The organism is Corynebacterium sp. Marseille-Q2823, assembly GCF_903645345.1.
GTDB lineage: Bacteria > Actinomycetota > Actinomycetes > Mycobacteriales > Mycobacteriaceae > Corynebacterium > Corynebacterium hiratae.
This window is the reverse complement of record NZ_CAHJXS010000002.1, coordinates 330,583-353,921: the sequence shown is the minus strand read 5'-3', so window position 1 is coordinate 353,921 and position 23,339 is coordinate 330,583. Positions and strand designations below refer to the sequence as shown.

General features: G+C 62.6%; 20 protein-coding genes. 17 read left to right on the top strand and 3 right to left on the bottom strand.

The genetic code is table 11. From position 1 onward, the window contains the following. Window positions 1-48: 48 nt before the first annotated feature. Complete coding sequence (locus tag HWX44_RS03595; RefSeq protein ID WP_070512564.1) at window positions 49-1,257, bottom strand: amidohydrolase; 1,209 nt, start codon at window positions 1,255-1,257, stop codon at window positions 49-51. A gap of 36 nt (window positions 1,258-1,293) precedes the next feature. On the opposite strand from HWX44_RS03595, the gene HWX44_RS03590 reads away from it, so the two are divergent. After that, on the top strand, window positions 1,294-1,692 hold the full coding sequence (locus HWX44_RS03590; protein ID WP_046648013.1) for a hypothetical protein: 399 nt from the start codon (window positions 1,294-1,296) through the stop codon (window positions 1,690-1,692). 14 nt (window positions 1,693-1,706) lie between these two features. On the opposite strand, the gene HWX44_RS03585 is transcribed toward HWX44_RS03590, so the two are convergent. Beyond that, the gene (locus tag HWX44_RS03585; RefSeq protein ID WP_046648133.1) at window positions 1,707-2,825 is read right to left on the bottom strand and encodes a glycerate kinase; all 1,119 of its coding nucleotides are present in this window, start codon (window positions 2,823-2,825) and stop codon (window positions 1,707-1,709) included. A 171-nt stretch (window positions 2,826-2,996) separates the two neighbouring features. Between HWX44_RS03585 and gdhA the strand changes: the two genes are divergently transcribed. Next, window positions 2,997-4,343, top strand: coding sequence for an NADP-specific glutamate dehydrogenase (gene gdhA, locus HWX44_RS03580; RefSeq protein ID WP_070512568.1), 1,347 nt, complete (start codon window positions 2,997-2,999; stop codon window positions 4,341-4,343). Window positions 4,344-4,458: 115 nt separating this feature from the next. After that, the gene (locus HWX44_RS03575; RefSeq protein ID WP_046648014.1) at window positions 4,459-5,205 is read left to right on the top strand and encodes a DivIVA domain-containing protein; all 747 of its coding nucleotides are present in this window, start codon (window positions 4,459-4,461) and stop codon (window positions 5,203-5,205) included. Here HWX44_RS03575 and HWX44_RS03570 read toward each other — a convergent pair. After that, entirely contained in the window at window positions 5,144-5,785 is a 642-nt protein-coding gene (locus tag HWX44_RS03570; RefSeq protein ID WP_254868096.1) for a hypothetical protein, read from the bottom strand. The two genes, HWX44_RS03575 and HWX44_RS03570, sit on opposite strands and share 62 nt — an antisense overlap. A gap of 133 nt (window positions 5,786-5,918) precedes the next feature. Here HWX44_RS03570 and HWX44_RS03565 point away from each other — a divergent pair, with 133 nt between their 5' ends. From HWX44_RS03565 to HWX44_RS03500, 14 genes are all read left to right on the top strand, one after another. After that, on the top strand, window positions 5,919-6,458 hold the full coding sequence (locus HWX44_RS03565; RefSeq protein WP_070545716.1) for a YceD family protein: 540 nt from the start codon (window positions 5,919-5,921) through the stop codon (window positions 6,456-6,458). Then, window positions 6,455-7,225: a ribonuclease III gene (rnc, locus tag HWX44_RS03560; protein ID WP_070545719.1), complete on the top strand. Its 771-nt coding sequence runs from the start codon at window positions 6,455-6,457 to the stop codon at window positions 7,223-7,225. Before HWX44_RS03565 ends, rnc begins: the two co-directional genes overlap by 4 nt. A 14-nt stretch (window positions 7,226-7,239) precedes the next feature. Beyond that, entirely contained in the window at window positions 7,240-8,088 is an 849-nt protein-coding gene (gene mutM / locus HWX44_RS03555; protein WP_175973204.1) for a bifunctional DNA-formamidopyrimidine glycosylase/DNA-(apurinic or apyrimidinic site) lyase, read from the top strand. A gap of 34 nt (window positions 8,089-8,122) precedes the next feature. Further along, window positions 8,123-9,649 (top strand): alanine/glycine:cation symporter family protein, encoded by a 1,527-nt coding sequence (locus HWX44_RS03550; RefSeq protein WP_046648018.1) that lies wholly within the window; start codon window positions 8,123-8,125, stop codon window positions 9,647-9,649. Next, window positions 9,650-9,955 carry an acylphosphatase gene (locus tag HWX44_RS03545; protein WP_046648019.1) on the top strand — a complete coding sequence of 102 codons (306 nt, stop codon included), beginning with the start codon at window positions 9,650-9,652 and terminating at the stop codon, window positions 9,953-9,955. Between the two features lie 10 nt (window positions 9,956-9,965). Next, window positions 9,966-13,469, top strand: coding sequence for a chromosome segregation protein SMC (smc, locus tag HWX44_RS03540; RefSeq protein ID WP_175973202.1), 3,504 nt, complete (start codon window positions 9,966-9,968; stop codon window positions 13,467-13,469). A gap of 74 nt (window positions 13,470-13,543) precedes the next feature. Further along, window positions 13,544-15,433, top strand: a complete 1,890-nt coding sequence (gene ftsY / locus HWX44_RS03535) for a signal recognition particle-docking protein FtsY (protein WP_175973199.1) — start codon at window positions 13,544-13,546, stop codon at window positions 15,431-15,433. 188 nt (window positions 15,434-15,621) lie between these two features. Continuing rightward, window positions 15,622-18,603 carry a DUF4040 family protein gene (locus HWX44_RS03530; RefSeq protein ID WP_175973197.1) on the top strand — a complete coding sequence of 994 codons (2,982 nt, stop codon included), beginning with the start codon at window positions 15,622-15,624 and terminating at the stop codon, window positions 18,601-18,603. Next, on the top strand, window positions 18,600-19,037 hold the full coding sequence (locus tag HWX44_RS03525) for a cation:proton antiporter subunit C (RefSeq protein ID WP_010190439.1): 438 nt from the start codon (window positions 18,600-18,602) through the stop codon (window positions 19,035-19,037). Before HWX44_RS03530 ends, HWX44_RS03525 begins: the two co-directional genes overlap by 4 nt. Continuing rightward, the gene (locus tag HWX44_RS03520; RefSeq protein ID WP_175973196.1) at window positions 19,038-20,579 is read left to right on the top strand and encodes a monovalent cation/H+ antiporter subunit D family protein; all 1,542 of its coding nucleotides are present in this window, start codon (window positions 19,038-19,040) and stop codon (window positions 20,577-20,579) included. It abuts the gene before it with no gap. Beyond that, window positions 20,580-21,134 (top strand): monovalent cation/H+ antiporter subunit E, encoded by a 555-nt coding sequence (locus HWX44_RS03515; protein ID WP_046648023.1) that lies wholly within the window; start codon window positions 20,580-20,582, stop codon window positions 21,132-21,134. It abuts the gene before it with no gap. Beyond that, window positions 21,131-21,421: a cation:proton antiporter gene (locus HWX44_RS03510; RefSeq protein ID WP_046648024.1), complete on the top strand. Its 291-nt coding sequence runs from the start codon at window positions 21,131-21,133 to the stop codon at window positions 21,419-21,421. Before HWX44_RS03515 ends, HWX44_RS03510 begins: the two co-directional genes overlap by 4 nt. 4 nt (window positions 21,422-21,425) lie before the next feature. Continuing rightward, window positions 21,426-21,794 carry a Na+/H+ antiporter subunit G gene (locus HWX44_RS03505; RefSeq protein WP_046648025.1) on the top strand — a complete coding sequence of 123 codons (369 nt, stop codon included), beginning with the start codon at window positions 21,426-21,428 and terminating at the stop codon, window positions 21,792-21,794. A gap of 157 nt (window positions 21,795-21,951) precedes the next feature. Continuing rightward, window positions 21,952-23,337, top strand: coding sequence for an ammonium transporter (locus HWX44_RS03500; protein WP_175973194.1), 1,386 nt, complete (start codon window positions 21,952-21,954; stop codon window positions 23,335-23,337). The last annotated feature ends 2 nt before the right edge of the window (window positions 23,338-23,339 follow it).

Below are 23,339 nucleotides of genomic sequence, written 5' to 3'. Positions count from 1 at the left end.
GCTTAACCAGTTCCGTACTCACTCGCAGACCGCGTTGAGTACGGAAAACTAGTGCCCAAGGAAAGACAGCACGGAGGCAGCCCCAGCGCGGGTAGCTGAGCGCATGGTGGGCTCATAGTCCGGGAGGAACGTGGACTGATGGTTGACCGGCGGGTTGCCTAGGAGGTCCTCCGGCGTGGAACCGATGAACCAGAAGTAGTACGGCACGCCCCAGGCCTGCGGGAGGTAGCAGAAATCCTCGGACACGGTGGAGGGCGTGGCAGTGACGGAGAGATCACCGAAGACCGCGTCGAAGGCCGAGCGAACGGTTTCATGTGCGGCGGCGTCGTTGTCGGTGACTTCGCCGTGGGCGAAATACTCGAAGGTAGGTTCAGCGGGGCATCCGCTTGCTTCACATTCAGCGCGCACCATGCGCTCGAGGGAGGCGTAGACTCGCTTGGCCAACTCCGGCTTGTAGTAACGGGTGTTGAGCACCAGCTCGGCGCTGCCCGGAATGATGTTGTTCTTATCGCCCGAGTGCAGCTCGCCTACCGAGATGACGAAGAAGTCATGGGGAGGTACTTCGCGGCCGACGATGGCTTGCAGGCGGGTTACCACCATGGCGGCCACGTAGGACGGATCGATGGCCTCATGCGGCATGGAGGCGTGCGCGGAGCGCCCCGTGATGCGGATGCGGAGGGAGTCGCAACCGGCCAGGATGGGGCCGGCGGTGGACTGCACTTGGCCGGCGGGGCCGGGCATGACGTGTTGTCCTAGGCAGACATCCGGGGTGGGGACTCGGTCGGTGAGTCCGTCAGCAATCATGTACTTGGCGCCCATGGATGATTCCTCCGCCGGCTGGAATAGTGCTAGGAAGGTGCCGCGCCAGGCCGCACGGTGGGCGTCGAGAATCGCGCACGCACCGAGCAGTGCGGTGGCGTGTACGTCGTGCCCGCACGCGTGCATTGCCCCGTTGGTGGCGGCGAAGGGCACGCCGGTTTCCTCGGCCACGGGGAGGGCATCAAAGTCGGCACGCATGAGGGCGGTGGGGCCGTCGCCATTGCGGAAGATAGCGACGATGCCGTGGCCGCCGATTCCGGTGACGAGCTCGCAGTCGTAGTTCTCTAGTTGTTCGAGGATGCGCCCGGCGGTGCGTTCCTCTTCGTGGGACAGCTCCGGGTGGGCATGCAGATCTTCGTAAAAGGCGCGTTGCCAGCTGAGATCAACGGCGTCCTCCGAAAGGAGTCCAGTCAGCGTGGAAAGTGTGGGATCTGCCATAGTTACCGTCCTTGAAGTTTGGGTAGGGTTACCTACATGCCAATGATTCACTTTGATGTTCTGGTGCCGGATGCCCAAGCGGAGCGTGTGGCCGAAATCTTTAGCACTGCCACCCGTAAGTTGGTGGAAAACAACTCGCTGGCCTCTGCAGAGGTTACTCGTGTGCCTGAGCCTGTATTCCCAGAGGGGTTGGAAGAACAGCTGCGCCAGACTTACCGTGAGGAACACGAAGAGCGGGACCTGGAGGGGGCAAACGTGTATCGCTACGCCATCGCCGTCGATGGCGTGACGGGGTCCGTTAACCAGCTGACGATGGTCCTCGCGCGCCTGCTGACCCCGCATGCGGTGCTACCGAAGGATCATGTGTTGCTGGAAGATGAGCTCGCCCACGAGCGCCCGGCTATCTTCCCGTGGGCGGTGCAGGTAGCCCCTTAGTCCCACAGAAAGCTCTAATTCTGCAGGAAGTTCAGCACAAGACGCTCGGCCGCGGCGCTCAGTTGCTCGGCCACGCTAGCGTGCGCGTCGCCGTCGAGCTCTTCGAGTAGCGCGCCCTGCGGTGCCGGGGCGGTAGCGGAGCCGGCGATGATGCCGAGAGTGGGCGGTCCAGTGAGCTCGGCCAGCGTGCCTACCACCTTTCCGGTGAGTGATTGTTCGTCGAAGCGGCCTTCGCCGGTCAGGACGAGGTCCGCCTCGGCGATGCGGGCGGGAAGATCGAGGGCCTCAGCTACATAGCGGCCGCCCGGCACGATGCGGCAGTGCTCCGAGGTGCCCCAGAGTGTGCGCGAAAGCCAGCTCAGGGCGATGGGGATACCGCCGGCGGCACCAAAGAACTCGGCCTCCGGATCGGTGTCCGTGACCTCGCACAATCGCAGCATCGCGCCGGCCAGGAGCGCGACCTGGTCGCCCTTGGCCCCCTTCTGCGGCCCATACATTGTTGCGGCCTGGATGGGCACGGCGCGGGTATCGGTGACCAAAGTGTAGTCCAACATGGCCGCCTTCATGTTTAGTTGCGCCGTGTCGATGTGGTCGAGGTTGACCAGCGGAGCACCCCCTTTGGGGAGGGCATAGCCGCGGGCATCGTGTGCGGCGGCGCCGAGTGCGGCGAGGATGCCGAGCCCGCCGTCGATGCTGGCGCTACCGCCGAGGCCGAGAACGATGTGCTTGGCGCCGCGCGATTCGGCATCGGCCACCAACACGCCCGTGCCATAGGAGTCCGCATGCAGCGGGTCGAGGGCATCGGAGACAGCAGGCAGCCCAGTGGCGGCGGCGACGTCGATGAAGGCTGTATCGCCGACGAGCTGATAGCTGGCCTCGGTGAGGCGTCCAACAGCATCGGTAGTTGGCAGCGTAATGGTCTGGCCCGCAGTGCCGTGGCGAGCCACGGCGGCACTAGCGAGAACCTCCGCGGTTCCCTCGCCACCATCGGCCGTGGGAAGGGCATGTACCTTCGCCGTGTCGGCATACGGGGAGGAGCTCAGCGCGCGGCGCGCGCCGAGTGCAATGGCAGCAGCGGCTTCGGCGGCGGTGGCGGTGCCTTTAAAGGAATCGGGGGCAACAAGAATGCGCATGTTCACGAGTATATGGCAGAGATGTGAGAAAAAATTTTCGCGCTCTGACCAGCCTTTAAGGCGCGCCGCAGTACGGACGTCTTGCAATTTAGGTCAATTGATAGAAAACTATCGTTTGTTCAATGGATGACGCACCGACCGCGAGGCACGGTGTCGAATGAAAGGATAGCCATGTCCATCGACCAGCAAATCTCCGACTATTACAGCAAGCTCCTCAAGCGTAATGCGGGCGAACCGGAATTCCACCAGGCGCTCGCTGAGGTGCTTGACTCCCTGAAGATCGTCCTCAACAAGGACCCGCACTATGCTGATTACGGCCTGGTCGAGCGTCTATGCGAACCCGAGCGCCAGCTCATCTTCCGCGTTCCATGGGTAGATGACAGCGGCCAGATTCAGGTTAACCGTGGCTTCCGCGTGCAGTTTAACTCCGCCCTCGGCCCCTACAAGGGCGGCCTGCGCTTCCACCCGAGTGTGAACTTGGGCATCATCAAGTTCCTCGGCTTCGAGCAGATTTTTAAGAACTCCCTGACCGGCCTGCCTATCGGTGGTGGCAAGGGCGGTTCCGACTTCGACCCGAAGGGTAAGTCCGATGCCGAGGTCATGCGCTTCTGCCAGTCCTTCATGACGGAGCTACACAACCACATCGGCGAATACCGCGATGTCCCGGCCGGCGATATCGGCGTGGGCGGCCGCGAAATCGGTTTCCTGTTCGGGCAGTACCGCCGGCTGGAAGGCAAGCATGAGTCTGGCGTTCTTACCGGCAAGGGTCTGTCCTGGGGTGGCTCCCTCGTGCGTACCGAGGCTACCGGTTACGGCCTGGTGTATCTGACCTCGGAGATGATGAAGACCCATGGTGAGTCCTTCGACGGCGCCAAGGTTATTGTCTCCGGCTCCGGCAACGTCGCCATCTACGCCGCTGAAAAGGTGCAACAGCTCGGCGGTACCGTCGTCGCGATGTCTGACTCCTCCGGCTACATCACCACCCCGAACGGTGTGGACCTGGAGCTGCTCAAGGAGATTAAAGAAGTCCGCCGCGAGCGCATTTCCACCTACGCCGGCGAAGCGGGTGCAGGCGTGGAGTACCACGAAGGCGGCAACGTATGGGAGGTGAGCGCCGACGTTGCCCTGCCGTGCGCTACCCAAAACGAACTTGACGGTGACGATGCCAAGCTTCTGGTGAAGAATCAGGTCCGCTATGTTGCCGAAGGCGCGAACATGCCCTGTACCCCGGAGGCAGCGCACTACTTTGTGGAAAGCGGCATCGCCTTCGCGCCGGGTAAGGCCGCGAATGCGGGCGGCGTGGCGACCTCCGCGCTAGAGATGCAGCAGAATGCGTCCCGTGACTCCTGGTCCTTCGAATACACCGACCAGCGCCTGCACGAGATCATGTCCAACATCTTCCGCAACATTGACAAGACTTCCAAGGAATATGGCTTGGAGGGCGACTACGTTGCCGGCGCCAACATCGCAGGCTTCAAGAAGGTGGCCGACGCCATGCTGGCACAGGGCGTTATCTAGCCCCGCTCCTGTCCTCTATTGCCAGGTTGAGCCTCCCCGCCTAGCGGGGAGGTTTTCGCCGTTTTGCCCGCGTGGGATACGTGGTGGTGCGCTCTTGCTTGGATAGTCTGGTGCCATGTACCGCGTATTTGAGTCCCTCGATGAACTTGTTCGCAACCTGGAACAGGCCTATGCCGTTCCCATGACCTCCAATTGCATGGTTCCGCGCCACGAGATGCTGGCGCTTCTCGACGATCTCCGCAACGCCCTCCCCGTTGAAATGGATGATGCCCAAGATGTTCTGGACAAGCAGGATGAGATCCTGCAGGGTGCCGAGGAACGCGCGAACCAAATCATCTCCGATGCCAACGCAGAAGCCGATGACACCGTTACCCGTGCGCGCGAGGACTCCGACGCCATGCTGGCTGACGCCCAGCACCGCGCCACCACCATGGTGGCCCAGGCAGAAGATGAGGCCACCAACCTCGTAGAAAACGCGCGCTCTGATGCCGAGCGCACCCGCGCCCAGGCAGATGAGGAGTACCAGCGCACCGTTGCTGCGGGCCAAGCTGAGCAGGACCGTTTGGTCTCTGAATCCGAAGTTGTGCGCCGCGCCGACGACGAAGCGCACCGCATCGTGGAATCCGCCCACTCCGAATCCAACCGACTGCGCACCGAGTGCGATGAATTCGTCGACGCCAAGCTGGCGGAATTCGAAACCACCTTGTCGGATCTCCTGCGCACCGTCAACAACGATCGCTCCGCCCTGCGGCGAGGCGCCGGTGTGCGCTCCCGCGGGGAGTCCCGCGGCGAGGGGCGCACTAGTGCGCGCGAACACCGCGAGCCGGGGCGCCGTGCACCCCGCGCGCCGCGCGACTACTAACGTGAACTAACACGCGTGCCTCCTCCGCGCGGCGGATACGGGCGGCTTCCTTAGCTGACATGGTGCTCAGTGCCGCGGCAAGTCCGGCGGAGATGAGGCCTGGGAGTGCATAGAGCAGCCACATGATGCCGAAATTCGTGTCTACGGCGTGGGGTTCTGAGAGAGGGCCCCAGGCGGCGTCGGCAAGCATCAGCAACACATCCACCGCCCCGACGGTGAGCATCATCAATCCAATCCCCATGCTGGCGGCCGAAAAGGACTCCCGCGCGCCCCACGCGATGAGCGCAGCAAAAAGCGAGAACAGCGCTGAAGAAATAATGACAATTGGCCCAAAGTGCAGGGGGAGAAGAGACACGGCGCCGACGATCACACCTGCGAGGGCACTGGCGAGAGCCACGCGGTGCAAGGAAAGGCCGGCATCGCCAAAGATGCTGGGGCGGTGTCGAGTGATGACGTGGCGGCATGCCACCCCGGCAACGGCCAGTGCTACGGCGGGGACAAGGCACTGCAGCGGAAAGCTGAGTGCGAGGTCGCGTGCCGTGGCGGCCAGAGGCGCCGTGCCCGTAGCGGTGTAGCTCATGGGCCTTTAGGCTAAAAGCCTGAAGCGGAAGAATCGAGGCTTTTGTGCAAGTGCTTAAGTGGCTATGACCCTGCGTTCAGGTCCTTGCCAGTCTAGGGCGCAGGGGGCAGCACAGGGTAAGCTGGTGGGCGCTATGAAATCACCATTGAAGTTCGACGTGACGGAATTGCTCCGCAGCCAAGGAACCGAGGCGCTGCCTGAGCACCGCGTGCAGACCGGACCCGCGCCAGAGCGCATCGGCGTGGAAATGATCGGCATCCCGGAAGGCGCTGAAGTCACGGTGGAAGCCACCTTGACCCCGTTGGGCTCCGGCGTGTTGGTGGACGCTGATGTCACCGGCACCCTCAGCGGCGAATGCGCACGCTGCTTGGCTGAGCTACACCCAGAGATGGATCTCCACGTGTCCCAGGTGTTTTCCGCAGACGAATCCTTCGTCGGCGGGGATGAGATCGAGGAAGAGGATCGCGGTTCGGGCGATGAGGTACCCGAGATTCAGGACGGGATTCTTGACCTCCTGCAGACCGTGATCGATGAGGCAGGGTTGTCCCTTCCGTTTGCCCCAACGTGCGAAGGCGGCTGCGAGGTGGACGTGCCCGAAGGTGTGACCACGGGGGTATCCGGGGAAGAAGAACGCGTTGATCCGCGGTGGTCCGGGCTGGAGAAATTCCTATGAGCAAGAAGAAGAAACTGACCGGTGAGCAGGCCCTTGCCGCAGCATTCGCGGAGGTAGACCACGCCCCGTTGCTGAAAGCACTCGGCGTGGAGCTCAGCGATGAGCTGCTGTGTTTGGCGCTGACACACCGCTCCTTTGCTAATGAGAACGGGCACCTTCCCAACAATGAGCGCTTGGAGTTCCTGGGGGACGCGGTCTTGGGCTTGTCCGTCGCGGCCAAGCTCTACGACAAGTACCCCTCGCGCCCCGAGTCGGATATTTCCAAGATGCGCGCGTCCATCGTGTCGCGCTACGGGTTGTCTGACGTGGCCCGTGAGATTGGCGTGGGCGACCACATCTTGTTGGGCAAAGGCGAGCAAGCCACTGGAGGACGCGACAAGGATTCCATCTTGGCCGATACCACCGAGGCCATCCTGGGCGCTATTTACCGTCAACATGGCTTCGAGGTCGCCCGCGGGGTGGTGCTGAAGCTGTTCGCCGCCAAGATCGACAACGCCGTGGTGTCCGGTCGGCACATGGACTGGAAGACGACCTTGCAGGAGCTGTGCGCTGAGTTGAAGGCCGCGATGCCGGTCTATTCAGCCACGTCGACGGGTCCTGAGCACGATCAAACCTTCAACGCCGTGGCCACCGTGGCCGGTTTGACCGTCGGCCGGGGGACGGGCCACAACAAGAAGCTCGCTGAGCAGCAGGCGGCGGAGGAAGCGTGCCAAACCTTGCGTGAGACGCCGTTGCTGGTGCAGGGCACCGCCGGCAAAGAAAGCTAAAACACGAGGACTCGATGCCAGAACTTCCCGAAGTTGAGTCCGTCCGCCGCGGGCTCGAGCCCTATGCTGTGGGGCGCTCCTTCGCAGCAGTAGAGGTTCACCACCCGCGCGCTAACCGGGGCCAGGAAGTGCCGCTGTCCGCGCTGCTGGTGGGCAGGAAGATTGCCGCGGTGGCGCGCCGCGGCAAGTTCATGTGGCTGGAGTTCGCCGACGAGGACCACACTGACCCGGCACGCGATGTGCTCTTCATCCACCTCGGTATGTCGGGGCAGGTGCGGATCGGTGAGGTAGATTCGCCGCATGTGCGTATCGCCGCCGTGCTTGACGACGCCACCCGCCTCAGCTTCGTGGACCAGCGCACCTTCGGCTATTGGCGTCTCGGGCCGTGGCTGACCATGGCGCATATCGCTCCCGATCCTCTCGAAACAGACTTCGATCTCACAGCGGCAGGGCGGCGCCTGCGCGCGAAACGCACCGCGGTCAAGGTAGCTCTGCTCGACCAAACGGTGCTCAGCGGGGTGGGCAATATCTATGCCGATGAGGCGTTGTGGGCGGCCCAGATTTCTCCGCTCAAGAAGGCTAGCGCCCTGCGGCAGCGCGATGCCGTCGCGGTGATATCCGCGGCCGGTGATGTCATGCGCGCGGCGCTTGCCGTTGGCGGAACTAGCTTTGACGCGTTGTACGTCAACGTCAACGGTGAATCCGGATATTTTGACCGTTCCTTACATGCCTATGGCAGGGGTGGCCAGCCCTGCGATCGCTGCGGTGAGGAAATCGTGAAAACCGTGCTTGGTGGGCGTGGGACCCACTACTGCCCGTCCTGTCAGCGCCGCGGAGAGGGGAGGCTGCCCGCGGCCAACTAGGACGATTCTGGTGTGAGTTATTAATGTGTAACGCATGCAAGAAATCTTCAGCACCGTGATCGGTGTCATTAACGACAGTCTGTGGTCTTATGTCCTGCCATGGCTGCTCATTGCCGCGGGCCTCTTCTTCGGCATCCGCACCGTCTTGGTGCAGATCCGTATGGTGCCGGACATGTTCAAGGCGGTCGTCGAAAAGCCCAAGGGCGTCGGCGCCGATGAGGATGCCGACTATGGCGGAATCTCCGCCTTCAAGGCATTCACCATTTCGGCAGCCTCCCGCGTGGGCACCGGCAACGTCGCGGGCGTGGCCGTGGCCATCTCCGTGGGCGGACCCGGTGCGGTGTTCTGGATGTGGCTCATCGCCATCCTTGGTGGTGCGACTGCATTCGTCGAGTCCACTTTGGCGCAGCTATGGAAGGTGCGCGAAGGGGATACCTACCGTGGTGGCCCCGCCTACTACATGTCCCGCGGCTTGGGCTGGAAGCCTCTGGCGACCATCTTCTCCGTCGCCATCGCCATTACTTTTGGCTGGTTCTACAACGCTTTCCAGACCAACGCTATCTCCGATTCCTTGGCGGCCTCCTTCGGGCAGGATTCCAGTGCTTTCAAGGCAGGCGTGGGCATCGCCGTCGTCGCAGTGTCCGGTCTCATCATCATCGGTGGCGTGCAGCGCATCGCCTCGATGACTCAGTTCATCGTGCCTTTCATGGCCGGTGCTTACCTCATCATGGGCATCATCGTGGTGGTCCTGAACTTTGACAAGGTGCCGGACATGCTTGCCTCCATCATTGGCTCTGCGTTCGGCTTCCGCGAAGCTGCCGGCGCGACCGTGGGCATGGCGATGCTCAAGGGCATCCAGCGAGGCTTGTTCTCCAACGAAGCGGGTGAAGGTTCTGCACCGAACGCAGCAGCTACCGCGACGGTGTCCCACCCAGTCAAGCAGGGCCTCGTGCAGACCCTCGGCGTGTACTTCGACACCCTGGTGGTGTGTACGATTACCGCCTTCATCATCCTGCTGGGTACTGATTTCGAGCGTTTCGGTTCCGATGCGATTGAGGGCGTAACCCTGACCCAGAATGCGCTCTCCGGTGTGGTGGGCGAGTGGGGCATCCACTTCGTCACCTTCATCCTCTTCTTCCTCGCCTTCTCCTCGATTCTGGGCAACTACTACCTTGCCGAGTCCAACGTGGAGTACCTCTCTGAGAAGAAGTCGGTGCTGTGGATCTTCCGTCTCATCGTTCTGGCCTTCGTCTTCTACGGCGCGGTGGCCCCGCTGGGCACGGTGTTCGACCTGGCCGATACCGGCGCTGCCATCATGGTTCTGCTCAACGTGTGCGCCATCGTGCCGCTGTCGGGCGTGGCCATCAAGCTGTTGAAGAACTACAACGAGCAGCGCCGCAAGGGCCTGGATCCGGTCTTCCACCGTGATATGCTGCCGGAACTGCAGAACGTCGAGTGCTGGGATGGCACGGATCCGGTAACCCGCCGCAGCGCGGAGGACCGCCGCCGTCTCAAGCACGAGCACGACTTGGGTGACCGCACGAACTTGAGGGAGTACTAGATGACGCAGCAGGCAGCGGCCACAGGGAATGAGCGGCTCACGGCTTTCGTCCATGGCCACGTCCAAGGCGTGGGCTTTCGCTGGTGGACGCGTTCCCGGGCACTCGAACTAGGGCTGGCAGGACACGCGACGAACCTGCAGGATGGCCGCGTCCAGGTGGTTGCTGAAGGGCCGCGTGCTGATTGCGAGAAGCTGCTGGCCTTGCTGCGTGAAGAACCGTCGACCACCCACCGCCCAGGCGTAGTGAACGCCGTGGTGGAGCAGTGGGCCGCACCGCGCGGTGAGTCGGGCTTCATCGAGCGCTAAACTAAACCGAATGCACCTCAAATCGCTCACGCTCAAAGGATTCAAGTCCTTCGCGTCCGCGACGAACCTGAAATTCGAGCCCGGCATCTGCGCCGTGGTGGGCCCAAACGGCTCGGGTAAATCGAACGTCGTCGATGCGCTCGCGTGGGTCATGGGTGAAGGCAGCGCCAAGACGCTGCGCGGCGGCAAGATGCAGGACGTCATCTTTGCCGGCGCCGGGGACCGCAAGGCCCTCGGCCGCGCCGAGGTTACGCTGACGATTGACAATTCCGATGGCGCCTTGCCCATCGAGTATTCGGAGGTCTCCGTCACCCGCCGCATGTTCCGGGATGGCGCGAGCGAATATGAGATCAATGGGGCGAAGGCGCGCCTCATGGATATTCAAGAGCTGCTGTCTGATTCCGGCATTGGCCGCGAGATGCACATCATCGTCGGCCAGGGAAAGCTGGCAGAGATTCTGGAATCCCGCCCGGAGGATCGCCGCGCCTATATCGAAGAAGCCGCGGGCGTGCTGAAACACCGCCGCCGCAAGGAAAAAGCGCAGCGCAAGCTGACCGGCATGCAGGCCAACCTGGATCGCCTGCAGGACTTGACCGATGAGCTGGGCAAACAACTCAAGCCCTTGGCGCGCCAAGCGGAGGCCGCCCAGCGCGCAGCAACCGTGCAGGCGGATTTGCGGGATGCCCGCCTGCGTCTTGCCGGCGACCGCGTGGTGCGGTTGCGCGCGACATTCGACGACGCTGAAAAGCGAGCGGCGGTGCTCGCCGAGCAGGTCGAGGAAGTGACAGCCCAGCTGGAAGAAGCGACCGAAATCCAGCTCGAGGTAGAAGCCGAGCTGGGGGATGTCACTCCGCGCGCGGAGGCCGCGCAGAAGCTGTGGTTTGAGCTCTCGACGCTGTCGGAGCGTATCTCCGCTACGCAGCGCATCGCGGCCGAGCGCGCCAGCAACGTTGGCTCACAGGTCGCCTACGCGGGCCAGGATCCGGATGAGTTGGAGGCACGCGCCCAGCGGGCCGACGAGGAGCATGATGAGTTGCTGGCCGCGGCCGAGGAGGCGGCGGAGCGTCTGGAATCGATCCGGGAGGAAGTGGCTGAGCGTCGGGAAGCCTTCGAGGCCGCCGATAAGGAACACATGGCGCAGCTGCGCGCCATTGCGGATCGCCGCGAAGGCGTGGTTCGCCTCATCGCCGCTGAGGAGAACTTAGCCGGTCAAGTAAGTTCCGCGGAGTCCGAGTTGGCGCGGCAGGAAGAGACGCTGGCGAACACGAAAGCCCGTACCAGGGGAGCGCAAGCGGAAGCTGACGAGGTGGCGGACAAGCTGGAGCACCTGGCCGCCGAGCGTGAGCCACTGGAGGAAGCGCATGTGCGCGCGGCCAGCGAATCCGCAGCGGCCGATAAACGCTTGGAACAGCTGCGTGACGCACAGCGGCAACACGAGCGCAGCGTGTACAGTTTGCGCGCTCGGATCGATACCCTGGGCCAGACCGTTCCAGAAGCACTGGATCTCGGTGAGGGCTTTAAACCTCTCGCGGAGTTCATCTCCACGCGTTATGAGACGGCCGTTGCGGCAGCACTCGGCTCCTTCGCCGAAGCCCAAGCCGGCGCGGTGAGCGGGGGCATCGTGCGCGATCTCGCTGCGGCGAGCCGCACGCCGCTGATCGACGTCGCCGCGGAGCCCACCGGTTCAGCCTGGCGCCTTGACGCGGATTTGCCTTCCGGTGCTCGCTGGCTGCTGGACCAGATGGTCTTGGTCCCAGAAGTCTCAGCGGCGGTGACGCGCTTGCTCTCCGACGTGGTCCTCGTCGATGACTATGCCGCAGCCCGCGAGCTCATCGCGGAGGATCCGCGCCTGCGAGCTGTGACCCCTGAGGGCCTGCTCGTCGGCGAAGGTTGGGTAGAGGCCGGAACTGGAGCTGCCTCGACGGTGGAGGTGAGCGGCCAGATTACGGAGGCCGAGCAACAGCTGGAGACCGCCACCCATGAGCTGGAAGAACTATCCGGCACGCTGGAAGGCGCGAAGCTGGCGGCGGACGATGCGCGCGTGGGCGCGGCGAGCGCCAAGGCCGCGCTACGGGAACACGATCACGAGTTAGAGGCGTGGAAGCGCGATCACCAGCGCTTGCTCAAGCAGTACGAAGCAAACAAGGCTGAGCACGAGAAGGCCGCCGCCCGCGCCACGGATATCGAGGTGCAGTTGGCCCGCCTGCGCGAGGAGCTGGCGGAGGCGCGTGACCGCTTGTCGCGCGTGGACGCTGAAGAGCAGGCTGATGAACCCTCCTCGGTGGAACGCGATGCTGCCTCGACGGCCCTCGAACAGGTCAAGGCCATGGAGGTGGAGGCCCAGCTGGCGGCCCGCAGCGCCGAAGAGAAGGTCGGCCAGGCAGCGGGTAGGGGAGAGGCCCTTCGGCGCCAAGCCCAGCACGAGCGCCAGGCCAAAGCTCGCCACGATCAGGCCATGGCCCGCCGGCAAGCGCAGGCGAGGTTGGCGGGGGCCGTCGACAAGCATGCCCAAGATTTGGCCGCCCGGACCGCGCAGGCACTCGAGCGGGCCGCCGAGGAACGCGATGAGCTGGTCACCCAGCGCGGCGTGCTGCAAGGCCGTGCACAATCGGCGAAGCAAGCGGTCTCCTCGACCCGCCAGCAGCTGGATCGCTTGACCGACTCCGCGCATAACTCCGAGATCGCCCGCAGCCAGGCGCAGGTGCGCGTGGATGAGGCCGAGGAAAAAATCGTGGAGCAGCTCGGCATTGCGATTCCCGACCTGCTCAAGGACTACACCCCGGGGGAGGATTTCGATCGTTCCGCCGAAACTAAGCGGTTGAAGCAGGCCGAGAAGGACCTCAATTCCTTGGGTAAGGTCAACCCGCTGGCCTTGGAGGAGTACAAGGCACTGGAGGAGCGCTACAGCTTCTTGTCTACGCAGCTGGACGATGTCATCCAAGCGCGCAAGGATCTGACTGGCGTTATCGAAGATGTGGACGCGCAGATCCTGCAGCTGTTCACGGATGCCTGGCACGACGTGGAAGCGGAGTTTCCCAAGGTCTTCCAGACGCTGTTCCCCGGAGGCGAGGGTCGCCTCATCCTCACGGAGCCGGATGACATGCTGGCCACCGGCATCGAGGTGGAGGCCCGCCCGCCGGGTAAGAAGGTGAAGCGCTTGTCGCTGTTGTCTGGTGGCGAGAAGTCCTTGACAGCCCTGGCTATGCTCGTGGCGATTTTCCGCGCGCGCCCCTCACCGTTCTACGTCATGGACGAGGTGGAAGCCGCGCTTGACGACGTCAACCTGCGCCGTCTCATCGCCCTTTTCGAGGAGCTGCGTAAGGATTCCCAGCTCATCGTCATCACCCACCAGAAGCCGACGATGGACGTGGCCAACGTGCTGTATGGCGTCACGATGCGCGGCGATGGCGTGACGCGCGTGATTTCGCAGCGCATGTCTCGCGCCGGTGAGGCGCCGGGCACAGCACAGGCGGCGGAGGATGCCACGCGTCTCGGCGTGGATGCCCCGCGCTAGGGCGGGGCTTGCGCCCAGCACTTTTCACCCTCCTTGTCGTGCCGTACGTGGACAACCCTGGCACTATGGAAGGCATGAATACTACTTTTATGTGGATTGCGATAGCAGTCATCGTCCTGATTCTGCTCGTGGTCTTGTTCGTTGTCCTAGGCAAGAAGCGCGGCGAATCAAAGAAGGTCTCCTTTGAAAAGCCCGTGGAGGAGCCGAAGGAGCTGACCCAGCAGCAGAAGTCCGGCAACTACCAAGCCAAGTCTGGCTTTAACTTTGCCCCTGCAGGCGGCGGTGCAACTAAGGAGCCTGTCACCGCCTCGAAGCCCGAGCAGCCGGCGCCACAGCCGCCAGTTGCCGAGCAGCCCGCGCAGGCCCCGGCTGAGCCCAAGCCCAAGCCTGAGCCGCAGGCGGAGCAGCGTGATGCCACTGAGCTGGCGAATGCTCAGCTCAAGGGTGAAGAGGAGACCCCGAAGGCAGCGAAACCTGCGGCGGAACCGAAGCCTCAGGCAGAGCCTAAGCCGGAACCCGTCGGAGACGCGAAGCCGGTGAGCGAGCCGGAACCGGCTGCGCAGAACGAACCGGCAAAGGAAGAAGAGGATAAGGATTCTTCCGCTGGTGTAGCCGCTGCAGGAGCTGCGGGCGCTGCCGCCGCTGGTGCTGCCGTATCCGGCGCCGCTGCTGTTGACAAGGATGACGAGGACACGGAAGAGGATGTCCCGGCCACCGAACAAGAGATTGCTGAACCGGAGCCGGTAGTTGAAACTCCGAAGGTAGAGGAGGAACCGGAGGTACCTGAGGCTCCGGGCGAGGAGGAGCCTTCTGCTCAGTTTGAAGCCGAAGAAGAAGCAGCGGTAGAGGTAGAAGCACAGCCTGAGCCAGAAGCACCGGCCGAGTCTGAGGAAGCCGAAGCAGAAGAGGCCGCCGCGGCAGCGGGGGCACAGGCGGCGTCGGCAAGCGCGGCACTCGAGGCTGAGCCCGAGGAGCTAGAAGTATCCGACGACGCTGAGGTGGTTGAGGCCCCGGCAGCCCAGCCGCAGGAGGACATTGCGCCGGCTGCCGGCCGCTTGGGCAAGCTGCGCGGGCGTCTGTCGCGCTCGCAGAACGCCATTGGCCAAGGCCTCATGGGCATTCTTTCTGCTGGTGACCTTGATGATGATGCCTGGGAGGAAATCGAAGATACCCTCATCATGGCGGATCTAGGTACGAAGTCCACCATGCAAGTTACCGACTCCCTGCGCGACAAGATTGCAGAGCGCGGAGTGAGCTCCGAGGCGGAAGCACGTGCCATGCTGCGCGAGGCCCTCATCGAGGTGGGCCACCCGGAGATGGACCGTTCCATCAAGGCCATGCCGAATGAAGGCAAGCCGGCCGTCATCATGGTTGTCGGCGTCAACGGCACTGGCAAGACCACCACGACCGGCAAGCTGGCCCGCGTGCTCGTGTCGATGGGCCACAACGTCTTGCTCGGCGCGGCGGATACTTTCCGTGCAGCGGCTGCGGACCAGCTGGAGACCTGGGGCCGTCGCGTGGGCGCTACGACTGTCCGCGGCAAGGAAGGCGCGGACCCGGCCTCCGTGGCCTTTGATGCCGTGGCCGCTGGCGTTGACCAGGGCGTCGACGTTGTTCTCGTTGACACCGCTGGCCGTCTGCACACCTCCGTGGACCTCATGGACCAGCTGGGCAAGGTCAAGCGCGTGGTGGAGAAGAAGACCGAGGTTGATGAGGTCCTGCTTGTACTGGATGCGACGGTGGGGCAGAACGGCCTGACCCAGGCCCGTATCTTCCGTGATGTTGTTGATATCACCGGCGTTGTCCTCACGAAGCTGGATGGCACCGCCAAGGGCGGCATCGTCTTCCAGGTGCAGGAGGAACTGGGCGTGCCGGTCAAGCTCGTGGGCCTCGGCGAGGGTGCAGATGACCTCGCGCCGTTTGAGGTTGAAGGATTTGTTGATGCCTTGCTGGGGGAGAAGTAAGTCCTTATAGATCCCTGGGCTAGACCTAAGTTCTTTCGAGACGTAGCGCCTCCTTTGTGGGGCGCTTTCGTCGTTTTCGTCCCATTAAAGATGTGCTTTGGGGGAGGTCACAATGATACTCTGGGAAAGTCCTGTCTATGTGAGGCTGATTAAACAGCCCTAACAACGGTTCGTGAGGCTACTCTTCCGTGACACTCCTGTATGTTGTCCTCCTCGCAGCTGTCGCAGTGGCGCTTGCACCAGTAGCCGTCAAGGTTGCTGATCGCGCAGCCGGCTACCCGCTAGCCGGCATTTTTATTGTCGCCGCGGCACTGTTGGCTAAAGGATTTCCGGCGCTTGCCCGTGGCGAAGAACTGACCTATTCCGTGACGTGGGTGCGTGACGTGATCGCGCCCGGTGTTGATGTCAACCTCGCCTTCCGCGGCGATGCACTCGGCATCTTCTTCGCCTTGCTGGCTCTCGTCATCGGTGCTGTGGTGTTTACCTATTCCGCGGCTTACCTGCCTAAAGGAAAAGGAAACGTCAGTTTTTATGTCCTGATGACCGCGTTTACGCTGTCGATTCTCCTGCTCGTGCTCGCTAACGACGTCGTGGTGCTCTTCCTTGCCTGGGAGCTGGTATCGCTGGCGTCGTTCATGCTCATTGCGCGCAGCGGTAAGTCAGGTGAGGCGGGTTCGCAGCGCACGTTGATCCTTACCTTCGTTGGCGGCCTCACCTTGCTATCGGGCGTGGCGATTGCTGCAACCGCAGCGGGGACGACGAACCTTGAGGGCATCTTGGCCTCCGACGTGTGGGCGGAGCGCCCAGGCCTGACCGCCGGGGTTGCCGTGCTCATTGCGGTATCGGCATTTACCAAGTCTGCACAGTTCCCCTTCCACTTCTGGCTGCCGGAAGCCATGGCGGCCGCGACGCCGGTCTCGGCCTTCCTGCACGCGGCCGCAGTGGTCAAGGCCGGTGTCTACCTCTTGATTCGCTTCTCCACCATCTTCCACGACGTTGCCGTGTGGAACTGGCTGCTCATCATCGCCGGTATGGGTACCGCCGTGATGTCGGCGGTCTTCGCGGTGCAGAAGACGGACCTGAAGAAGCTCACGGCTTATTCCACCGTGTCCCACCTGGGATGGATCGTGGCCACGATTGGTGTGGGCACGCCTTTCGCCATCGCGGCGGCGCTCGTGCACACGCTGGCGCACGCGCTGTTTAAGTCCTCTATCTTCATGCTCATTGGTGTCATCGACCATGAGGCCGGTTCCCGTGATATCCGCCGCCTCGGCGTGCTGTGGAACAAGATGCCGTGGACCTTCGGCTCCATGCTGATTGGTGCTGCCTCCATGGCGGCGGTCCCGCCGCTGTTCGGATTCGTGTCGAAGGAAGGAATGCTCACCGCCTTCGAGGAGGCACCAATTGGTTCTACCGGCCAGGCGCTGCTGCTCATCGTCGCCGGCGTGGGTGCGTTCTTCACGTTTACTTACTCCGCCAAGATCATCTTCGGCGCCTTTTTCGATGGCCCGCGCAACATGTCGCATGTCCATGAGGCACCGGTGCGGTTGTGGCTGCCCGCGGCTCTGCCGGGTGTGATGTCGGTGCCGATCATTTTCGTCATGGGAGCGCTCGATAAGCCGCTCGATAACATCGTGGCGGCCATCGGTATGGAGGGCCATTCCCACCTCGCGCTGTGGCACGGGCTGAACGTCCCGCTGCTTATTTCTGTGGTGGTGCTGATCGCTGGCATCATCGCGTTGTTCTTCCGCGGGCCGCTGTGGACCGCGATGGAGGAGCGCCAGCTCCTGCCGCGCACCGGTAACCAAATCCTGAAGTGGATCCAGGATGTGTGCGCAGCCTTCGGCCGTTTCGTTGGCCGCATGTCCGATACCCACAACCCGTCGAAGCTGATCCTGCCGATCATTCTCCTAGTCATCATCCTTGCGGGCTCCACTCTGGTGTCCACGGGCGTCGACGGTGTGGCTCTCAACCCGCGCGTGGACGGCCTTGACAACCCATGGGATCTGCTGCCGCTGGGTATCGTCGCGCTGTCGATGTTTGGCTTGGTGCGCACCCGCAACCGCCTCACCGGTGCGGTCATGATTGGTACCGCGGGAACCGGCGTGACCTTGCAGATGTTCTTGCTCGGCGCACCCGACGTGGCCCTGACGCAGTTCACGGTGGAGGCGCTGTCCGTCATCGTCATGATGATGGTCCTGCGCTATCTGCCGGAGAAATTCCACCCAGTACAAAACAACAACCGCAAGGTGGGTTCCATCGTGGTGGCCGTGCTCGCTGGGCTCACCGCATTCCTGGGCGTGTGGGCGCTGATGGGCCGTCACGAGCGCTCGGATCTGGCCATGTGGTACCTCAACAACGCTCCGGATATTACTGGTGGCGACAATGTGGTGGCCACCATCATCGTGGAGTTCCGTGCACTCGATACCCTGGGCGAGCTTTCGGTGTTGGGCATGGCCGCCGTGGTTATCGCAGCGGTCACCTCGACGCTGCCGCGCTTCCCGTTCACCTCCGGCACACGCCCGGCTCCGTTCGGTCAGTCGCAGCTCAACTCGGTGCCGCTGCGCAAGGGCATTGCCGTGGCCATCCCAATCCTGGTGGTCATGTCCTTCATTGTCTTCTACCGCGGCCACCAGGCTTCCGGCGGCGGCTTCCCAGCGGCGCTCATCATGGGTGCTGCCATCGGCCTGACCTATCTGTCCCGCGGTACCGATGAGATTGTCTTCGGGCGCATGACTCCGATTCACCTCACCGGCGTGGGCATTATCGTGGCGCTGGTGGCAGGCTTCATCGGCTACATCCCGACGTCGCATAGCTCCGGTGGTTTCCTCACCGCCATCCATGGCCACGCCCTGGGGCAGCACTGGACGACGTCGCTCATCTTCGACCTCGGCATTTACCTCGCGGTGTTGGGCATGCTCACCATGGCCATCAACGCCTTGGGTGGCTACCTGCGCCCGGGCACCGAGCGGGACTACTTGCCGTGGGTTCATGACGATGATTCCGCGCTGCCGAATACCCCGCGCGTGGTCATGGAGGATGTCGACGACCCGTATCCCGAGTCCATCAACCCGTCTTCGGACCCAACGGCGTTGCTCAATGACTCCGAGGCACGCCACCGTGCGTCCTCGTCCCACCGAATCTCGGCTCAAGAGGAGAAGAACTCATGATCCTCGCACTGACCATTGCTTTGCTCATCGGTAGCGCCGTCTACCTCATCCAGCAGCGCGGCCTTGTGCACATCGTGCTGGGCATGATGGCCTTCGGCCACGGTGCCAACCTCATGCTCCTGGCCACCGGCGTGTACTCCTACCGCGGGGAGTCCTTTCCATCGCAGGTGGGCATGGACCAGATGGCGGACCCGCTGCCGCAGGCCTTTGTGCTGACCGCCGTGGTGATTTCCATGGCTACCTCGACCATCCTGCTGACCATGGCAGCGATGGGCGCGAACGACGACACGGATGTTGTTGAGCCGGTGGATGACAACACCATTGACCACGCTTTCTCCACGCTGGGACGCGACACCCAGAACCGGGAGATTCTGGAGCGCTCGGCTAACAAGATGGATCGTTTGAAAGAACTCGAACAAGAGGAGGACAACTAGATGTATGACACCGTAAGCGCCCTCCTCCCGCTCTTCCCAGCGGTTCCCCTCGTATCGGCGGCGCTGGCGCTCCTCGCGCCATGGAGCCGCGTGCGCGATGCCATCATGCTCATCGTTCCGGGCGTGGGTATTTTCGCCTCCTTTGCGCTGTTGCTCTACACCATGAGCAACGGAGTGGTGGCGCACAGTGTGGGTAACTACCTGGGCAACGCGGGTATTGCCTTCGCCGCCGATACGTTCTCGGCACTCATGCTCATTACGACGATGATCGTGGCCTTCGGTGCCAACTGGTTTGCCATCGTGGGCGGTGAGACCAAGTCTCGCTACTACCCGTCGCTGACACTAATCCTTATCACTGGTGTGTGTGGCGCCCTGCTCACCGCTGACCTCTTTAACTTCTTCGTGTTCATCGAGGTCATGCTGCTGCCGTCCTATGGCCTCATCACGATGTCCGGTACCTGGTCGCGCTTGGCTGCCGGCCGCGCCTTCGTGCTGGTGAACTTGTTCGCCTCCACGCTTTTGGTGGTCGGCGTGGGCTATATCTACTCGGTGACCGGCGTGGTCAACCTGGCGGCGCTCACGGGCGCTGCCGCCGGCAATGGTCCGGTGACGGTGGCCTCCGGCATCATCGTTATCGCCATCGCCGCGAAGGCCGGTGTGTTCCCCGTGCAGTCGTGGCTGCCGCGCACCTACCCGGGTACGTCGGCTGCCGTCATGGGCTTGTTCTCCGGCCTGCACACCAAGGTGGCGGTGTACATGCTCTACCGCCTGTGGGGGCAGCTCTTTGATATGGACCAGCGGTGGGGGACACTCATCATCGTCATCATGATCATCTCCATGCTGGTTGGTGCTTTCGGCGGCTTGGCTGAAAACTCCATCCGCCGCGTGCTGGGATACCAGATGCTCAACGGTATGCCCTTCATCCTCGTGATGATGGCCTTCACTACCCACGATGCGCAGCGCGCGTTGGCTGCCGGCATTCTCTACACGATTCACCACATGCTCACGGTGGGCTCCCTCATCCTGGCCTCCGGTGCCATCGAGGAGACGTACGGTACGGGCAGGCTCAACAAGCTTTCTGGCTTGGCGCGCCGTGATCCGATTATCGCGTGGATCTTCGCCGCAGGCGCCTTCTCCGTCGTGGGCTTCCCTCCCTTCTCCGGTATGTGGGGCAAGGTCCTCATCGTCGCGGAAATTGCCCGTACCGGCGGGGGATGGGCCTGGACCGTGATCACGGTGATCATCATCGCCTCCTTCGCGGCGTTCCTTGCCATGTTGCGCGTGTGGCGTCGCGTCTTCTGGGGCAAGGACCTTCCCAAGGAGAAGGTGCCCGATGAGCTGGTGATCCGCAAGAAGCTGATGGCACCCTCGGCGGCGCTCATCTTGGGCTCGCTGACCATGTTCATTCTCTCCGGTCCGGTCATCAGCGTCACGATGGAAGCCTCAGCGGACTTGCTGGATACGGAGGCTTATGCAGACGCAGTGCTTGGCGACGACCCCGTAGCCCTACCCGACATCGACTCCCTTCAGGAGGGCCGTTAAATGAAGACTGCAGTGCATGCCGTTGTCTACGCGCTATGGCTGATCAAGGAAATCTTCGTTGCGGGTTTCTCGCTCGCCGCGGAATCCTTCAAGCCGCAGAATAACTACCGCCCGGTAGTGGTGCGGTACCCCCTGCGCGTGACCAGCGCGTGGGAGATCTTCTGGTTCACCTCGTCCATTACGGCAACCCCGGGGACTCTGTCCTTGGGTTTGCGCGAGCCGGTGGCAGAAGGCCTGCCGCGCATCGTGCTGGTTCAGGCGGTCATGGGGGATGACCCAGCCAGCATCATGGAGGATCTCGCGGACATGGAGGAACGCCTCGCCCCGCGAGTGAAGGGCATTGACTATGGCGTTCCTGGTCAGGGCCCCACCAAGGAGCTCGCCTCCACGTTCTACGAGTACCCGCTGGATACGCTGGGCCGCCATATGCGTGCACCCGACATTGCAAAGACCGACGATACCCCGCTGGCCGCGCACGATGTGGAGAAGTACTCCGTGTGGCCCTTGCGCCAGGTTGCACAGAACAAGGATGCCCGAAAGGATGATAAGAAATGATTGATTTTTCCTCGATGAGCGCCTTTCAATGGGTAGTTTTTGTCAGTATTTTCCTCATCGGCGCATCGGTGTGCGCGGCGTTGGTATTGGCGTTGCGCTCCCGTGATGAGCTCACCCGAACCGTGATGAGTGACATGGTCTTTTACGGCATGCTGTGCATGTATATTTCGTGGTCCATGACTAATCACGCGTCCATCGTCTATGACATCGCCATGCTCGCGGCTATTGCGGCCGGCGTGCTGCCGACGTTGTCGATGGCCCGCATCATCTCGAAGGGTAGGAGGTAAGACCATGACTATCGCGGAGATTATCGCCTCGATTCTGTTGGTCGTAGCCACGGTCTTGGTCATTGGGACCGCCATCGCCTTGTGGCGTGCGCCCGATGCCCTGACCCGCGTCAACCTGCTGGGGCCGACGGTCGGTTTGGCCGTTCCGCTGCTGCTTGTGGCGAAGTTGGTCGTGGATTTTGCTGAGAACGGGTTTTCCCTGTGGTCGCTGATCAAGGTCATGATCGCGTGTTTCGGCGTGTGGATCATCGCGTCGGTGGGCTCCTTCTACATGGGCCGTTCCATCTACGGCGTGACCGTCACCGACGTGAAGTATGCCAAGCGTATGCGCGAGCGTGAGCAAACGGTAAAGGCTTCCGAGGACGAGCTCTAGGGCGCGTGCTGGGACAAGCGGCGAGGAGAGTGCTTCCCTCGCCGCTTTTTCGATCTTAAGTGTGATCTGCAGCTCACTTTCCTTCCTAATTCTATAGTGCGATAGGTATATTAAGTCCCGTTACCTATCAAGCTATAGAAACGAGGTTAGTTGACGTATGACTCCTGAAGCATTTTCTTCCGGCGACGCAGCATGGATGCTCATCAGCGCATCCTTGGTGCTGCTCATGACCCCCGGATTGGCGTTGTTCTACGGCGGAATGGCGGGCAACCGTCACGTCCTCAACATGATGATGATGTCCTTCGGCGCACTAGCGCTCGTCCCCGTGCTCTACGTTCTGTGGGGGTGGTCCATGTCCTATGCGGAAAGCTCGCTGGCCGGTATCGTGGGCAACCCGTTTGAAGCCTGGGGGCTACGCGGCCAAATCACCGGGCCCTCCGCCGAGTACCTTGCCGGCAGTGCTGGTTACCCCAACATCATCGACATCGGTTTTCAAACAACCTTCGCCATTATTTCGACAGCCATCATCTCCGGAGCCCTCGCCGGCCGCGTGAAGTTCTCCGCGTGGCTCACCTTTGCGGGCGTGTGGATCACCTTCGCCTACTTTCCGCTCGCTCACATGGTGTGGGGCGGGGGAGTGCTCTCCCATGCCCCGCGTTCCCTCGCAGCGTGGCTCTTCGGTGTATCAAACGGTGAGGCTCTCATTGCTCCCATCGACTTCGCGGGCGGCACCGTCGTGCACATTTCCGCCGGCGCGGCTGCCCTGGTTCTGGCTATCGTCGTGGGCCCGCGCGCGGGCTTCCCGAAGCACATCGATAGGCCCCACAACCTTCCGATGGTGATGCTGGGCGCTGCGCTTCTGTGGTTCGGCTGGTTCGGCTTTAACGGCGGTTCCGCTTTCGCTGCGGACGGTCTTGCTGGCCTGGCATGGCTCAACACCACTGTTGCAGCGGCCGCAGCGATGCTCGGCTGGATGCTCGTGGAAAGAATCCGGGACCACGCCGCGACTTCTCTCGGCGCTGCATCCGGCGCGATTGCAGGTCTTGTCGCCATCACCCCGGCCGCAGGAGCACTCAGCCCGCTCGGTTCCATCGCCCTCGGGTTCCTCGGCGGCATTATCGCCTGCCTGTGTATCAGTCTGAAGTACCGCTGGGGCTTCGATGACTCCCTGGACGTCGTCGGCGTGCACCTGTGCGCTGGCCTGTGGGGAACCATCGGGTTGGCCTTCTTCGCCACGGATAACGGCATCCTCACCGGTCACCTCTCGGAAGGCTTCAAGCTGCTCGTCGTCCAGGCGGTCATCGCGCTCGTCGCCATGCTGTTCTCCGCTGCCGTTACGCTGGTTGTGGCGCTCCTCATCCGCGCCACCCTGGGGTGGAGGGCCGATGATGAAGACCAAGGCATCGACCTGAGCGAGCACCGCGAGTCCGCCTATGACTTCCGTGAGTCCGTGGCGTCTCACCGTCGCCACACCCACGACGCTAGGATTAACCCTGCACCTACCGTCCAGCCGCGGGTCGACACCGCCGGAGCTAAGGAGTAACA

Excerpts from the sequence above, each read along its gene's own strand:
- HWX44_RS03595 (WP_070512564.1), bottom strand. The coding sequence starts at position 1,257 with ATGGCAGATCCCACACTTTCCACGCTGACTGGACTCCTTTCGGAGGAC.
- HWX44_RS03590 (WP_046648013.1), top strand. The coding sequence starts at position 1,294 with ATGCCAATGATTCACTTTGATGTTCTGGTGCCGGATGCCCAAGCGGAG.
- HWX44_RS03585 (WP_046648133.1), bottom strand. The coding sequence starts at position 2,825 with ATGCGCATTCTTGTTGCCCCCGATTCCTTTAAAGGCACCGCCACCGCC.
- gdhA (WP_070512568.1), top strand. The coding sequence starts at position 2,997 with ATGTCCATCGACCAGCAAATCTCCGACTATTACAGCAAGCTCCTCAAG.
- HWX44_RS03575 (WP_046648014.1), top strand. The coding sequence starts at position 4,459 with ATGTACCGCGTATTTGAGTCCCTCGATGAACTTGTTCGCAACCTGGAA.
- HWX44_RS03570 (WP_254868096.1), bottom strand. The coding sequence starts at position 5,785 with ATGAGCTACACCGCTACGGGCACGGCGCCTCTGGCCGCCACGGCACGC.
- HWX44_RS03565 (WP_070545716.1), top strand. The coding sequence starts at position 5,919 with ATGAAATCACCATTGAAGTTCGACGTGACGGAATTGCTCCGCAGCCAA.
- rnc (WP_070545719.1), top strand. The coding sequence starts at position 6,455 with ATGAGCAAGAAGAAGAAACTGACCGGTGAGCAGGCCCTTGCCGCAGCA.
- mutM (WP_175973204.1), top strand. The coding sequence starts at position 7,240 with ATGCCAGAACTTCCCGAAGTTGAGTCCGTCCGCCGCGGGCTCGAGCCC.
- HWX44_RS03550 (WP_046648018.1), top strand. The coding sequence starts at position 8,123 with ATGCAAGAAATCTTCAGCACCGTGATCGGTGTCATTAACGACAGTCTG.
- HWX44_RS03545 (WP_046648019.1), top strand. The coding sequence starts at position 9,650 with ATGACGCAGCAGGCAGCGGCCACAGGGAATGAGCGGCTCACGGCTTTC.
- smc (WP_175973202.1), top strand. The coding sequence starts at position 9,966 with ATGCACCTCAAATCGCTCACGCTCAAAGGATTCAAGTCCTTCGCGTCC.
- ftsY (WP_175973199.1), top strand. The coding sequence starts at position 13,544 with ATGAATACTACTTTTATGTGGATTGCGATAGCAGTCATCGTCCTGATT.
- HWX44_RS03525 (WP_010190439.1), top strand. The coding sequence starts at position 18,600 with ATGATCCTCGCACTGACCATTGCTTTGCTCATCGGTAGCGCCGTCTAC.
- HWX44_RS03520 (WP_175973196.1), top strand. The coding sequence starts at position 19,038 with ATGTATGACACCGTAAGCGCCCTCCTCCCGCTCTTCCCAGCGGTTCCC.
- HWX44_RS03515 (WP_046648023.1), top strand. The coding sequence starts at position 20,580 with ATGAAGACTGCAGTGCATGCCGTTGTCTACGCGCTATGGCTGATCAAG.
- HWX44_RS03510 (WP_046648024.1), top strand. The coding sequence starts at position 21,131 with ATGATTGATTTTTCCTCGATGAGCGCCTTTCAATGGGTAGTTTTTGTC.
- HWX44_RS03505 (WP_046648025.1), top strand. The coding sequence starts at position 21,426 with ATGACTATCGCGGAGATTATCGCCTCGATTCTGTTGGTCGTAGCCACG.
- HWX44_RS03500 (WP_175973194.1), top strand. The coding sequence starts at position 21,952 with ATGACTCCTGAAGCATTTTCTTCCGGCGACGCAGCATGGATGCTCATC.